13 protein-coding genes are annotated in these 14,274 nt (G+C 41.1%); 1 reads left to right on the top strand and 12 read right to left on the bottom strand.

From position 1 onward, the window contains the following. Positions 1-117: 117 nt before the first annotated feature. From sigG to spoIIGA, 3 genes are all read right to left on the bottom strand, one after another. Positions 118-897: an RNA polymerase sporulation sigma factor SigG gene (gene sigG, locus IQ19_RS10725; RefSeq protein ID WP_026041699.1), complete on the bottom strand. Its 780-nt coding sequence runs from the start codon at positions 895-897 to the stop codon at positions 118-120. Positions 898-1,084: 187 nt separating this feature from the next. After that, on the bottom strand, positions 1,085-1,804 hold the full coding sequence (gene sigE, locus IQ19_RS10720; RefSeq protein ID WP_009330857.1) for an RNA polymerase sporulation sigma factor SigE: 720 nt from the start codon (positions 1,802-1,804) through the stop codon (positions 1,085-1,087). A gap of 44 nt (positions 1,805-1,848) precedes the next feature. Then, entirely contained in the window at positions 1,849-2,787 is a 939-nt protein-coding gene (spoIIGA, locus tag IQ19_RS10715; protein ID WP_144542420.1) for a sigma-E processing peptidase SpoIIGA, read from the bottom strand. A gap of 308 nt (positions 2,788-3,095) precedes the next feature. On the opposite strand from spoIIGA, the gene hmpA reads away from it, so the two are divergent. Beyond that, a complete protein-coding gene (gene hmpA, locus IQ19_RS10710; RefSeq protein WP_144542419.1) occupies positions 3,096-4,325 on the top strand; it encodes an NO-inducible flavohemoprotein in 1,230 nt (409 codons plus the stop codon). Positions 4,326-4,686: 361 nt separating this feature from the next. Here hmpA and ftsZ read toward each other — a convergent pair whose 3' ends face one another. The 9 genes from ftsZ to spoVE form a co-directional block, all read right to left on the bottom strand. Next, positions 4,687-5,835, bottom strand: a complete 1,149-nt coding sequence (gene ftsZ, locus IQ19_RS10705) for a cell division protein FtsZ (protein WP_144542418.1) — start codon at positions 5,833-5,835, stop codon at positions 4,687-4,689. Between the two features lie 170 nt (positions 5,836-6,005). Further along, on the bottom strand, positions 6,006-7,292 hold the full coding sequence (ftsA, locus tag IQ19_RS10700) for a cell division protein FtsA (RefSeq protein ID WP_144542417.1): 1,287 nt from the start codon (positions 7,290-7,292) through the stop codon (positions 6,006-6,008). 127 nt (positions 7,293-7,419) lie between these two features. Further along, entirely contained in the window at positions 7,420-7,782 is a 363-nt protein-coding gene (locus IQ19_RS10695; protein WP_144542416.1) for a small basic family protein, read from the bottom strand. Further along, entirely contained in the window at positions 7,782-8,513 is a 732-nt protein-coding gene (locus IQ19_RS10690) for a DUF881 domain-containing protein (RefSeq protein ID WP_144542415.1), read from the bottom strand. The genes IQ19_RS10695 and IQ19_RS10690 overlap by 1 nt, the downstream gene beginning before the upstream one ends. Positions 8,514-8,597: 84 nt before the next feature. Next, complete coding sequence (locus IQ19_RS10685) at positions 8,598-9,329, bottom strand: DUF881 domain-containing protein (RefSeq protein ID WP_144542414.1); 732 nt, start codon at positions 9,327-9,329, stop codon at positions 8,598-8,600. Next, positions 9,277-10,068: a cell division protein FtsQ/DivIB gene (locus IQ19_RS10680; RefSeq protein ID WP_144542413.1), complete on the bottom strand. Its 792-nt coding sequence runs from the start codon at positions 10,066-10,068 to the stop codon at positions 9,277-9,279. Before IQ19_RS10680 ends, IQ19_RS10685 begins: the two co-directional genes overlap by 53 nt. Before the next feature lie 395 nt (positions 10,069-10,463). Next, positions 10,464-11,372, bottom strand: a complete 909-nt coding sequence (gene murB, locus IQ19_RS10675; protein WP_144542412.1) for a UDP-N-acetylmuramate dehydrogenase — start codon at positions 11,370-11,372, stop codon at positions 10,464-10,466. Positions 11,373-11,437: 65 nt separating this feature from the next. Next, on the bottom strand, positions 11,438-12,529 hold the full coding sequence (gene murG, locus IQ19_RS10670; RefSeq protein ID WP_144542411.1) for an undecaprenyldiphospho-muramoylpentapeptide beta-N-acetylglucosaminyltransferase: 1,092 nt from the start codon (positions 12,527-12,529) through the stop codon (positions 11,438-11,440). A 593-nt stretch (positions 12,530-13,122) separates the two neighbouring features. Beyond that, a complete protein-coding gene (gene spoVE, locus IQ19_RS10665) occupies positions 13,123-14,223 on the bottom strand; it encodes a stage V sporulation protein E (protein ID WP_144542410.1) in 1,101 nt (366 codons plus the stop codon). Between the last annotated feature and the right edge of the window lie 51 nt (positions 14,224-14,274).

Raw genomic sequence — 14,274 nt, 5'->3', positions numbered from 1 at the left:
CCCAATTTTATGTTCTTATTAAATATATGTTTGCTGCTATAGGAAAAATGTTAGAAAAGGAGCGAAAAGTATAAAAGCTAAAGGCTGGGTAAAGCAAAAAGCAGCCAAAATGGCTGCTCAGCTTTGAATATTTTTATTCATTTGCTTAATGGCCGCTTTTTCCAGCCTGGAGACTTGTGCCTGGGAAATTCCAATTTCCTCGGCCACTTCCATTTGGGTTTTACCCTGGAAGAAGCGTTTCCTTAGAATCAGCTTTTCTCTTTCATTCAGCCTCCGCATACCTTCTTTTAATGCTATTTCCTCAATCCATTGAATATCCTTGTTGCGTTCATCGCTCAATTGATCCATCACGTAAATCGGATCTCCTCCATCATTATAGATCGGTTCAAATAAGGAAACAGGATCTTGGATCGCATCCAATGCGAAAACAATTTCCTCATGCGGAACATCTAGCTCTTTGGCAATTTCTTCTGCTGTCGGTTCTCTTGAGGTTTTACTCATCAAGCGTTCTCGCACTTGCAGCGCTTTATAAGCAATATCCCTTAATGATCGCGATACGCGAATAGGGTTATTATCCCGCAGATACCTTCGGATTTCCCCTATAATCATTGGGACTGCATAGGTGGAAAACTTAACGTTTTGACTTAAATCAAAATTATCAATAGATTTCATGAGACCGATACAGCCGACCTGGAACAGGTCATCAACAAATTCGCCTCTGTTATTAAATCGCTGGATCACACTTAAGACGAGACGCAAGTTGCCGTTGACGAGTTTTTCCCGTGCGGTTATATCCCCCTTATGCATTTGCTTGAAGAGCTCTCTCATTTCTTCGTTTTTTAAAACTGGAAGCTTTGAAGTATCAACACCGCAAATTTCTACTTTATTTCGAGTCAATCCATTTCCCTCCTCACAGGAGCTGCTGTACAAAAAACAGTATCTCCTGGAGGAGGAAAAATATGCACCTGCTATTCTGCCCTTCGGATGGGCAAATGCTCAAAACATCATGAACACTAGGTTTTTCACTTGCAAATTTTTGTAAAAAAATTATTGATATGATTCCTTAAAAACTGTTCTGAATTTTCTATACCATCTTATTAAATTCCTTCTTCAATCTTTTAATGATTCTTTTTTCAAGGCGGGATATATAAGACTGGGAAATTCCAAGCATATCTGCCACGTCTTTTTGGGTTTTTTCTTCCCCAGACCCAAGCCCAAACCTCAGCTCCATGATCTGCTTCTCCCTGTCTGAAAGCTGGTGCAAAGCCTTTAGCAGCAGCTTTTTATCAACATTTGCTTCCAGGTCCTTGGTAATAATGTCATCCTCAGTGCCAAGAACATCGGAAAGCAGCAATTCATTCCCATCCCAATCTATATTTAATGGTTCATCGAAGGAGACTTCAGAGCGAATTTTATTATTTCTTCTTAAGTACATAAGAATCTCATTCTCTATACATCGGGAAGCGTATGTAGCCAGCTTGATTTTTTTCTCAGGGTTAAAGGTATTTACCGCTTTAATCAGACCGATTGTTCCAATGCTGATCAAATCCTCAATATTGATGCCCGTGTTTTCAAACTTTCTCGCAATATAAACAACTAACCTAAGGTTTCTTTCAATCAGAATGGATCTTGCAGCTTTATCCCCTTTCGGGAGCTTAATTAACAGCATTTCTTCTTCTTCCTTGCTGAGAGGAGGAGGGAGTGCTTCGCTGCCGCCTATATAATAAACTTCATCTGTTTTGATCCCCAGCTTAATTAATAATTTATACCAATAATAGGATAAGCGAAGTTTTAACTTTTTCATGAATTGTCCTCCTTCTAAATTATGTTTTTGCAGAGTATAGTATATTAACTTACCTTTGCATCTGGCTTCATTTTACTTATGCCAGTAAGCATTTTAGGATGAACGATACATTGGAAAGCATCATCAGCGGAAAGCTGCTGCAAGGAAAAGGAGACCAATCCCCTTTCTGCTTCGATTATTTCATTTTCTTTTTCAAGGACGATGCGGTCAGGTTTTAAAGCAATGATAAGCTGATGTTCTTGTCCAACTACCTTGCAAGGTATAACCCTCATTTTATGCTCCCATTCTCCGCCGATCGATTCATTTCCTAGTATTAATTCTTCAGGGTTTCCAGCAATTTTTATTATTTCTTGAGGAAACTGTTCAAGCCTGTCTTTAATCGAAATAAACATGACCGGCATCTTCGAAATAGGATCATAAAGCTGGTTGCCGCTGTCAATCAGGCCTTTAAAACGATATTCCTTTTCCTCAATAACAATTAGGACTTGGACCAAGGAATCATATTGAATTTTGGTCATTTCAATTCCTTCAATATTCCTTTTTGAAAAATGCCAGGCTAGCGGAAAGCCCAGCAGCACGAACAGCCAGCTGATCGGGTCTCCAAATCCTTTAACACTTGCCAGCATAACTGAAGAAGAAAGCTGAAAATCGAATTTAATAAAATAATGGATGCCGATCAAGGATCCTCCAATTAGAAATGTAGCAAAATAAAAAGTCATAAGTCCTTTTAAAAAGTAACGTAACCGCTTAAAGCCAAATGCGGTAAATACCATGGCAGCAGAAAATAATAATTTTGTTATGGGGTGTCCAGAATAGGCATTTAATGGAGTAAAAACTAATAAAATAATAACCGAACCTATCAAGCCTCCTGCAAAAACTCTCCAGAGACGAACTTCTCTTTTTAAAATAATGGCTGTCAAATACAGGAGGAGGCTATCAAACATAAAGTTTAATGCCCAGATAATATCCAAATATACCGCCAATTATCTTCCCCCTTAAAAAGCTAAGCACTTAAATAAATCATAGTGAAAGCCTCCAAAATTTTGTGGAAGCTATGATGCTATGATTCTGTTAGAAAAAAGTATAGCGCATAACAGGAGATAAAGTGTGTCACTTTCTGTAAGCAAAACGATAGAAATTTTCCCTATTCCCTTCGGATTTTGTCAGTATTTTTCCTTTTTTAGCTCTTTAAATGTTTTTGTTATTTTTAATAGTGTGATGTACATCACATATTTCTTTTTTTATATGACCTATAATGACAGTGAAAATATAAAAAAGGAGTTTTGCTGTGATGCTAGACACAAAAACAATTGAGATTATTAAAAGCACTGTACCTGTACTCGAAAAACATGGCGAGGATATTACTAAAACTTTTTATAAGCTAATGTTTACAAATCACCCTGAACTATTAAATATTTTTAACCACGCAAACCAAAAGCAGGGACGTCAGCAGAAAGCGCTCGCAAACTCTGTTTATGCCGCTGCAAAATACATTGACCAGCTTGAGGTCATCTTGCCGGTTGTAACACAGATCGCCCATAAACACCGTTCACTAGGGATTAAACCGGAGCATTATCCGATTGTTGGGGAGCATTTAATCCTTGCAATAAAAGAGGTTCTTAAAGATGCTGCTACAGACGAAATTATTGAGGCATGGACAAAAGCATATGGAGTTATTGCAGGTGCTTTTATTGGCTTGGAAAAGAGCCTTTATGATGAGGCCTCCCAGAAACCAGGCGGCTGGAAGGATTTCAGAACATTTAACGTTACTAAGAAAGTTAAGGAAAGCGATGTAATTACATCTTTCTACTTCAGTCCAGTTGATGGCGGAGATATTGCCGCCTATCTGCCAGGCCAATATATAAGTGTGAAGTTAAATATCCAAGGGGAAGAATTTACACACATCCGTCAATACAGCCTATCTGATTCTCCAGAAAAAGCATACTATCGTATTTCTGTCAAGAAGGAAGACGGAACGAACGGGAAGCCGGAAGGAAAGATTTCCAACTACCTTCACAATGAATTAAAAGAAGGTGATCAAATAGAAATAAGCGCTCCAGCAGGAGAATTTGTTCTCGAACAGACTGATAAATCGATCGTTCTTCTTAGCGGCGGCGTTGGGATAACCCCTATGCTTAGCATGCTTCGCCATCTAGATGCATCAGGCATGACTAACGAAACTTCCTTTATCCATGCCGCAATCAATGGAAATGTTCACGCTTTTGCTGAGGAAGTAAAAAATATAGAAGAAAATAATCAGTTGGTAAAAGCTTATTTCTGTTATGAAAATCCATCCGAAAAGGATAAGGAAGAGAAGGCCTATAATAAAGAGGGCTATATAACATCTGAATGGCTAAAAACAATCGTTTCAGATATGGATAGCCTGGTTTATATGTGCGGTCCAGTACCGTTTATGCAAGCCATGTACGAAGCATTGCTTGAATCTGGTTTCAAAAAAGAAAATATCCGTTATGAATTCTTTGGTCCTTCAATGGAATTAAAAGAACCACAATCTGTATAAAGCAAAAAAAGTATGGCCCTGATTGATATCAGGGCCATGCTTTTTCTCGTTGGCTCAATTAAACTTGGGTGTTGATTTTTGCAGCAGGCACTCAGCGAACCGCGGGCTTCCCGGAGCCTCCTTGGGGTTCTACGCATTCGGGGTCTCCCTTGGGTACGCTTTTCCCGCAGGACTTTGGAAGAGCATCTTCGAAAAAGCATCGGACGAAGGAAATGCGAATCCATTTTCGAGGATTCTCGAGCCTTCCGCTCCAATCAACACAGCGCTAATCAGCAATTAGTTTTAACACAGCTTTCTTATAAAAAACACCTGGAATCACAGACTATCTCTGATTCCAGGTGTTTCTTTTATAGTACTATCCTTATCTTCTGCGGTTGCGGTTGCGGAGGAAGGTTGGAATATCCAAAGTTTCTTCTGGTTGGTGAGACTGGTTGCTTCTCACAGGCTCTTGTGGAGCTTCCTCTCTCTTTTGCTCACGTTTGGCCGTTCCCATTCCCATGCTTGGGGCAGCTTTCGGCTGTCCAAATGAAGGTCTGGTTGGTTTAGGCTGGATGACTTCCTCGTTAAATCCGGTTGCAATAACGGTTACAACGATTTCGTCCTTAAGATTTTCATTAATAACAGAACCGAAAATCATGTTTACGTCCTGATCTGATGCAGAAGCAACAATATCAGCTGCTTCCTGGACTTCATACAGGCTCAGGTTCGATCCGCCTGTGATATTCATCAGAACCCCTTGGGCTCCGTCAATTGACGTTTCAAGCAATGGTGAAGATATGGCTTTTTTCGCCGCTTCAGCAGCGCGGTTTTCACCTGCCGCAACACCTATCCCCATTAATGCTGATCCTTTATTGGACATAATTGTTTTTACATCTGCAAAGTCAAGGTTGATTAGCCCTGGTACGGCAATCAAATCGGAAATACCCTGTACACCTTGGCGAAGAACATTATCCGCCTCACGGAATGCTTCAAGCATCGGAGTGCTTTTATCAACGATTTCTAACAGCCTGTCATTAGGAATGACAATCAAGGTATCAACAGCTTCTTTCATGGAAGCAATACCGCCGGCAGCCTGGGTAGAACGCTTTCTGCCTTCAAACGTAAATGGGCGGGTAACAACTCCAACTGTCAAGGCACCTAAATCACGGGCAATTTGGGCAATTACCGGAGCAGCCCCTGTTCCAGTTCCGCCTCCCATCCCGGCAGTAACGAATACCATATCTGCGCCTTTTAGAGCTTCTTCAACCTGCTCCTTGCTTTCTTCAGCTGCCTTTTTGCCTACCTCAGGGTTTGCACCTGCACCAAGGCCTCTTGTAAGCTTTCCGCCAATTTGCATTTTCACTTCAGCTTTTGACAGGTTCAACGCCTGGGCATCTGTGTTAACTGCAATAAACTCGACACCCTGCACACCGTGCTCAATCATTCTATTTACAGCATTGTTACCGCCGCCTCCAACGCCGATTACTTTTATGGTTGCTAATGAATCTAAATTCGTATCAAATTCCAACATGACTAATCCTCCTAATTCGTCGATATTCCTTAGAACACCTTTTTCTGATTCGCTTTTTTATTTGCACCATGGAAATAGGCTACGCTGCCTACTTCGCCGTGCTTGTCTTTTTTGCTGATAGCCCAATGGCTGCTTATTCCGTTTCCAAAACCCATGCGAATCAAATCAAGTTATTCGAAAAAGTATCCGAGGAACTTTTTAACTCTTGATGTGATTTTTTCTTCCGGCTGTTTTTCCGGCTTTGTTTTTGGTTGCGGTTGTTGTTTCTGAACTCGTTTCTCTTTTGTTTCCGGAACAGTTACTGGATGCTCCATTCTTCTGCCCTGTATCTTGGCATTCTTATAAGCAAACTTGATCAGTCCGACAGCTGTTGTGTACTGGGGTTCCCTTACACCAATATAATCAGGGATTGCTATGCGCACCCTATTTTGGAAAATGACCTGTGCCAATTCAAGTATTCCCTGGGTATTTGCTACGCCCCCGCTAAGGACATAGCCCCCAGGAAGATCCTTGGCTCCAAGGCGCTTTACCTCATGCTGGATTAGGTCAAATATCTCTTCCATCCTCGCTTCAATAATGTCCGATATTTCAAGCTGGTTAAATTGCTGATGCTGGTCGCTGCCAATGATCGGAACACTGAATACTTCATCTTCGGATGCATGGTCATAGAATGCATAACCATGCTTTGTCTTAATGTTTTCTGCATCTTCAGTAGATGTGCGAAGGCCAATTGATAAATCTTTTGTTATATGGTCCCCGCCGACTGGTAGGACACTGGTTGCCTTCAATACTCCATTTTCAAACAAGGCGATTGTTGTAGAACCGCCGCCAATGTCCACAAGTGCCACTCCAAGATTCTTTTCATCTTTCGAAAGGGCAAAAGCTCCTGCTGCCAGCGGCTGAAGCGTAATATCCATAATTTCAAGCCCAGCACGTTCTACACAGCGCAGTGTGTTATGTAATATTGTTTTGGATCCGGTAATAATGGTGCCCTCCATTTCAAGGCGCACACCGATCATTCCGCGGGGATCGCTAATCTCATCCAATCCGTCAACGATGAACTGTTTTGGGATTACATCAATGATATCTCTTTCAGGAGGGATGGATACGACCTGCGCCGCATCAATAACTCTAGCCACATCCTCGTCTGTAATTTCCCTATTTTCACTGGAAACTGCTACAACGCCATGTGATGGCTGAAGCATAACATGATTGCCTGTAATACCTACAATCACATTTTTAATCTCCATTCCTATCATTCTCTCAGCCTGTTCTATTGCCTTTTTAATAGAATGAACGGTTTCGTCTATATCAACAATGGAGCCTTTGCGTAAACCTTCTGACTTCACATTGCCCACACCAATAATATTTAAAGAGTCATTGACCATTTCCCCAATGATTACTTTCACACTGGATGTACCGATGTCAAGACTAACATATATTTCATTGCTGTTCATTCTCTGGCACCTCCTTTAGCAATTCCAATTATTATTGAACAACAATCATTTTTTTGTTGTTTGTGTAAAATTAGTAGTTTATCTATAAAATTATTCGTCAAAACTAATATATTCCCTTTTTTAAATATCAATTTTTTTCTGTTTTTTCTTGGTTTTGAGACCATTTTGCAATTAGAATACGCCTTATTACCGCAATATTTTGGAAAAGCCTGACTCCAAATGCAAAAACTGCTGCTAAATACAAGTCTACACCAAGATGGACACCCAGAAAAGCTAAACTTGCTGCCAGTAAAATATTAAAAAAGAATCCGGAGACGAAAACTTTTTCATCATAGATATTTTGAAGCTGTGCCCGAATTCCTCCGAATAGAGTGTCCAGTGCAGCAAGGACAGCGATGGATAAATAATTTGAGTATTCATCAGGGATTTTTATATCCGTTAATAAACCAAGTATAACCCCTATGATTAATCCTAAAATAGGAAGCCACATTATGATTTGCCTCCTTCTTCAGGTTTCACAGGCTCCATATATCTGATTCTGAGTGCATCGTCATAAGCCGGAACGGTGACAGGATCTTCAGGCTTATGCACCTTTACCCGAAGATTGTCTATGAAGAATTCCTCTGCAGATTTTGATACTTGCATTCGGTTGAACAGCTTATCGGCTGACTGAGCGTTCTCTGCTATTACTTTTATTTCAATAGGCAGCCGGTTTAATGCATATCCGTCTATCATTGTTTCCCTGTTGATATCACGGATAACAGTAGTGTTGATGACCCGTCTCCCATCAATGGAAATATGCTGGGCATCATACATATTTAGCTCATTAACAAGCCTTTTCAGTAAATCAGGTGAGATAGAGTCAACTTGTTTCCCTAGAAGCAGTTCTTCATAAACCGGTTCAATAGTCAAAATGATCCCCGGTCCCGTCACTTCACTTAATCCGGCTTCCATTCTTAATTCCTCCAGCGTTTCACGCAGCACTTGCTCCTTGCTTTGTTTGCGCTTTGTTTCATATTGGGCAATTTTCTCTTCGTTTGAACTGATCTCGCGAAGCAGCTTCAATTGCAATTCCTTTTCTTTAAGCAAATCCTCTCTTAGCTGCCATGTATCCCTTGTATCACGAACAACAGGTTCTTTTACAGTTTGAAACTGTACGGCAATCATAAAGCCGATGACTACCGTAATAAAAGTAAAGCTGAGTTTGTTTTTGCTGTCCACTTTAATTCCACCTTACTTTCCCGTATAGATCCTTTTGTGGACACATCGTTAAATCAAAAGGGAAGAATATTGACTTGATTGGCTTTAAGTCCCCAGTAACGGTTCCATGATAATTTCATCATTTTTTTCCAGTGTGAATTGGATGTTTTCATCTACCAATGTATCCTTAACTCCGCCTGTTAAATTCAGAGCCGACGAAAGGACATCTGCATCACCTATAGCCGTGATAACAAAGGGTGCTGGATGCTGATAGCCGTCTACTTCTATCACTGGCCCGTTGCAAACTACATAGGAGCTGTGAGATAGCCTCTGCCCATTTATAGAGACTGCGGCAGCTCCGGAAATATATAGCTCATTGACAACCTTAAATACATGGTGTTCATGAACAATATAATTATTGATGTTTTCCTCATCTGGATTATAGTCCCCATCTGCAAGGGTAACCTCTACACCCTCACCCTTTACTTTAACTTTACCGAGGTGCATCCTATATTTTTCTGCATCCTCAGCGAGGTTAAAATAAACCTGAGCTTCCTGGGACAGCTCTTTTTCAATTTCCAGGACATTTTCCTGCTTCTCATTCAGTTCCTTTTGAAGTGCCCTGTTTTTTTCCTCCAGTTCAACCAGCTGATTTCGAAGTTCCAAATCTCTTTCCCATTGCTTTCCCGTCATTGCGGATTTGTCACTTTCCCCCTGGGTTAGGTGGTAGGAAAATGCCATCATATAACCCAGCACCAGAAAGACCAATGAGAATATGACATGATTACCCTTCACCTTCATTTTCTTCTTCAACCTTTTCAGCTCCCTCTGTTTCATATTCTTTAAAATAAGAGCCTACTTCCAAGTCGATGATGCCTTTTTTTTCAGGATCCAGCTGGCTTACGATAGAAGGATAATGTGCCATTTTTTCTGAAAAACTTCTTAAAGTTGCACTAACCTCAAAACCATCATTCATATATAGAGTAATATGAAAAGAATCAGTATCTTTAGGAGTATGCTGTATCTCGGATATGGAATTTAAGACTTCTTCAGGCAAGGTCTCCAGTTCCCCAATCATCATGTCGAGTATATCCCCTTCTGAAAATCCGCTAAGGATAGGGGCGTTAACAGGAATCTCGGCTACCTTTACATCCTTTAAAATTTTCCCATTCTCCAAAACCGGCAAATAATGTTTCTCTTTTGTTATGTAGGCAATGCGCTTTAGTTCATCCACCTTTATGGCAATCGTGTTTGGCAAATGAATCTTTACATCGGAAGATTTAATTTCGGGCAGCTCTTTAAGCTTACCCTCGATAACCTCTTCTTCAACCTTCCAAATATTTGTTTTTTCAGTAACACCGCTAATTTGTATTATTTCTTCTTTATCATAAATTGAATTTCCGGATACCCTAATTTGTTTAATATGGCTTAAGGGCGATTGAAAGTATATAACTAAAACAATCAGCGAGAAGAAAAGCAGGAGCAAAAAAATCAGCCTTCTATTCGCTTTTTTCCTCCTCTGCTGTTTCAGTTTTGGTATTCGATCCTCAAGCGAGACAACCTTACTTTTCTCCATTTTAAAATTCACCCCACATAGAAATGCGCAAGGCGCCCGCCTATCGGCGAAAAACTTAAGACCTCGAGCCGATGGCGCCTGGAGCTAGACAATTATCCAAGTTCGGAATTTCCCTTCCTTTACTAAAGCAAAAGCGCCGCACCGTGCGCTTGAGCCAGACTGTGCCTTGCCTCAAAGAAATAATTTCTTAGAAAATAGGAAAAATGAAAATGGACGGCTCTTCCCCTAATAGCACCCTTTCGAATGGCTTGTCCATTTTAATTGAATTAGGAATAAATAAGGGGAGAACGGCATGTTTCCCATGCCGTTTCAATTAAAAAAAACAATAAATTGGTTTGCATATCTAAGAAATTATTATATCACAATAAATGGAATTCGTAAGGTATTATTCCCCGTTACTTTCGGCCGATTATTTCAACTTCTGTTTCCATTTTCACACCATACAAATCAAAAATTGTATCCTTGACATGCTGGATTAAAGCAAGCACATCTTCAGCTTTTGCATCTCCTGCATTTACAATAAAATTCCCATGCATATCGGATATTTGTGCTCCGCCTATTGAATGGCCCTTCAAGCCTGCTTTTTCAATCAGCTGGCCAGCATAGTCAGGCAGGGGGTTTCGGAAAATGCTGCCCGCACATGGGTAGTTCCATGGCTGGGTTTCCTTGCGGTAGTCTTTGTTTTTTTGCATTGCTGAAGAAATCAGTTCCCTGTCTCCTTCTTTTAGCTGGAATACAGCTTCAGCCACGATCCCAGGCCGTTTTTTCTGCAGGACTGATGTTCTATAGGAAAATTCCATTTCTTCATTTGACAGCCATTCCATCTTCCCATCCTCGAATAGAATATGGGCTTTGGTTAATATTTGGGAAATATCAGATCCATGAGCACCTGCGTTCATATAAACGGCACCGCCGATAGAACCTGGAATACCGCTTGCGAATTCAAGGCCAGATAGCCCTTTTTTACTGATGATCGTCGAAAGGGCAACTAAGGAGTATCCGCCCCCTGCCTTTAACTCCGTACCATTAAGCTCCATTTTATCCATGCCGCGGCCCAGTTTAATGACCGCCCCTTCTATTCCCCCATCGGAAACAAGCAAATTTGAGCCTCTTCCAATTGCAGTCCATTTTATTTTATGCTGACGGATCAGATCCATCGTTTTTGCCAGGTTTTCTATGGATGAAGGCTCTATAAACAAATCGGCAGGACCGCCAATTTTCATTGTTGTATGATTGGCCATTGGCTCGTTTTCTTTGATTGTGCCAATATTCAAATCTCTAAGCTTGCTGATAAATTCGTCCATATATACCTCCCTTTCTCTTTATTACACCTAAATTTATTTATTCTATGCATATCTGGCCTTCAAGGCTACTTTTGCAATTCGACCATTAACCCATATAGCCTTTTTGCCGCGTCTGGAATTCCTAAATTACTGGAAGCCTTCTTCATGTCATTCATTTTATTTGAATCGAGTATAATTTTGTCAATGTTATCAATAAGTTTCTTGCCTGTTAATTCTTTTTCCAAGAGCAGCTCTGCAGCGCCATGGTCACTTAATGCCCTCGCGTTCTTTTCCTGGTGGTTGTTTGTCACATACGGGCTTGGGATTAGGATGCTAGGTATGCCCAAAGAAGTGATTTCGGCCAATGTTGTTGCACCTGCACGGGAAACCACAAGGTCAGCACCTGCAAGAACCTCCGGCATATTATGAATAAATGGCTTGATGACTAAATTTTCCGGGCTTCCGACCAGCTCTACTTCTTTCCGGACATCCCCATAGTGGACATCACCGGTAATATATAAAACCTGATAAGGTTTTTCTCCCAGCTCAGCGAGTGTTTTTAGGACCGCATCATTTATCGGCCTTGCCCCCCTGCTGCCTCCAAAAATTAATACAGCAGGTGCGCCGGTCTTCAAACCTGCGGATAGCCTCCCCTTGATTCCATCCTGCCCCAATACTTCGGAAGCACGAGGATTACCTGTTAAAATCGTTTTATTTTCCGGAAAAAAAGCCTTTGCTTCTTCAAAACAGACTGCAATGCGATCTACATATCTGCTAAGAAACTTATTGGTTAATCCCGGAACACTGTTTTGTTCATGTATGATTGTCGGTATGCCAAGTTTTGCCGCAGCATAAACCACAGGGCCGCATACATATCCGCCCGTTCCAATCACAATATCAGCTTTGAAGTCTTTTAGCATTTTTTTGCTTTCACGGACTCCCTTTAAAAACCTTAACACTGTTTTCACATTTTCTAAAGAAATCTTCCTCTTAAAACCGGTTATATGTATAGACTTAAAAGGTATGTTTTCACGTTTGACTATCGTATTTTCCAATCCTTTTTCAGTGCCTATATATAGAAATTCGGCATCTTTATGTTCTTTTTGAATTTCTCTTATGAGCGCAAGGGCCGGATATATATGTCCGCCAGTTCCCCCGCCGCTAACCGCTATTTTCATTCTTTCACCTCTTAAAAGAGTCTTATAAAAAGGCTCTGTTAAACTTGCCTGTTGATTTCCGCTCCATGCACTCAGCGAACCGCGGGTGTTCCGACGCTCCTCGGCGCATATCGCGCCTGCGGGTCTCCCTTTGACACGCTCCTCCCGCAGGACTTTGAACTAAGCTTCCCCGATCTACACCGCACGAAGAAATGCATATTTTTCGAGGATCTCGTGCCTTCCGCACCAACCAACAGGGTGCCAAAATCAGCATGTAGCTTTAACACAGCCCATAAAAAAGAAAAGATTCGTTTACAAACTAGGACTAATGTCCAGCATGGCTCTATTCTTTTTTCGAGATGATGATCCAACGTTAGAGTGAACACTCTCTCTGGAAAAAATCACTCCCCCGCTTTACCCTATTCTACTATATTTAAAACGAATAGATAGGAACGGATACCATAATGTTAAAGAATTGTAATAATGCAAAGCCTTTCATTGCTTGTTTCATTAAATGATATTAGGAGAAAAGGCCGGATTGCCCTTTTTCCTGACTCCAAAAAAGAAACCCTGTATGACAGGGTTTCAGGAATAATACGTCTTCAGAACAACTGCTAGTACCGTGCATAACGGCTTATATTTAATAGAACCCCTATAGCCATAAGCATGAGGGTCAGTGATGAGCCTCCATAACTCAAAAAGGGAAGTGTAATGCCGGTAACAGGCATCAAGCCGGTTACAACCCCAATATTTATCATGACTTGAATGGCAACCATGGCAATAATCCCTACAGCCAAAAAACTTCCGTAAAGGTCAGGTGCACCCAATGCAATCCGGATCCCACGCCACAAAAGAAGCGCGAATAATAATATAACAAATGATCCGCCGATAAAACCCAGCTCTTCAGCTAAAATAGCAAATATAAAGTCTGTTTGCGGCTCCGGAAGATAAAAAAACTTCTGTCTGCTTTGTCCAAGCCCCAAACCGAACAATCCTCCCGGTCCGATGGCATAAAGGGATTGGATAATTTGGAATCCGCTGCCTAATGGATCTTCCCACGGATCCAGGAAGGATGTAATCCGCTTAATTCTATATGGAGCCGACAAAACTAGCGCAACAAATCCCGCCAACCCTGCGACACCAAACCATACAAAATGGCTGATTCTGGCTCCTGCTATAAAGATCATAACCACACTAGTCCCGACCATAACCGTTCCTGTCCCTAAGTCAGGCTGAAGCATAATCAATCCGAATGCCAAAAAGACAAGGCCTAAAGATGGAACAAGTCCTTTTCTGAAGGACGTAATGAGCTTCTGCTTTTCAGATAAGAACTTTGCCATAAAGACGATCATGGCAAGCTTCATAAATTCCGATGGCTGGACGGAAAATGCGCCTACTCCAATCCAGCTTCTTGAACCATTCCGTACATTTCCGATTCCTGGAATCAACACCAACAGCAAAAGGACAAAACAGACAATTATTAACACTTTGGCCCATGTTCTCCACGTCCAGTAATCAACATTCATAATAAAAAACATAGCAACGATTCCAACGCCTGCAAAAAGCATTTGCCTTTTTGCAAAGAAAAAGGAATCATCAAATTTATAGTCTGCCCATATCGCACTTGCGCTATAAACCATGGTCAAGCCTACAGCAAGCAGCATAAACGTGACAATCATTAATATAAAATCGGGAGTGGTTTTTTTTGTCGGCAACGCAATACACCTCGAATGCAAGTTTTAGGGCTAATCAAGAAAGCAAATCGC

It is taken from the genome of Cytobacillus oceanisediminis (assembly GCF_007830235.1).
In the GTDB taxonomy this organism is placed as follows: domain Bacteria; phylum Bacillota; class Bacilli; order Bacillales; family Cytobacillaceae; genus Cytobacillus; species Cytobacillus oceanisediminis.
This window is presented reverse-complemented; position numbering and strand designations above follow the sequence as displayed.

What these genes read in the sequence shown, in the direction of transcription:
- IQ19_RS10680 (WP_144542413.1), bottom strand. Translation starts at nt 10,068, where the DNA reads ATGGAGAAAAGTAAGGTTGTCTCGCTTGAGGATCGAATACCAAAACTG.
- ftsA (WP_144542417.1), bottom strand. Translation starts at nt 7,292, where the DNA reads ATGAACAGCAATGAAATATATGTTAGTCTTGACATCGGTACATCCAGT.
- sigE (WP_009330857.1), bottom strand. Translation starts at nt 1,804, where the DNA reads ATGAAAAAGTTAAAACTTCGCTTATCCTATTATTGGTATAAATTATTA.
- hmpA (WP_144542419.1), top strand. Translation starts at nt 3,096, where the DNA reads ATGCTAGACACAAAAACAATTGAGATTATTAAAAGCACTGTACCTGTA.
- ftsZ (WP_144542418.1), bottom strand. Translation starts at nt 5,835, where the DNA reads ATGTTGGAATTTGATACGAATTTAGATTCATTAGCAACCATAAAAGTA.
- murB (WP_144542412.1), bottom strand. Translation starts at nt 11,372, where the DNA reads ATGGACGAATTTATCAGCAAGCTTAGAGATTTGAATATTGGCACAATC.
- IQ19_RS10685 (WP_144542414.1), bottom strand. Translation starts at nt 9,329, where the DNA reads ATGAAACAGAGGGAGCTGAAAAGGTTGAAGAAGAAAATGAAGGTGAAG.
- IQ19_RS10695 (WP_144542416.1), bottom strand. Translation starts at nt 7,782, where the DNA reads ATGTGGCTTCCTATTTTAGGATTAATCATAGGGGTTATACTTGGTTTA.
- murG (WP_144542411.1), bottom strand. Translation starts at nt 12,529, where the DNA reads ATGAAAATAGCGGTTAGCGGCGGGGGAACTGGCGGACATATATATCCG.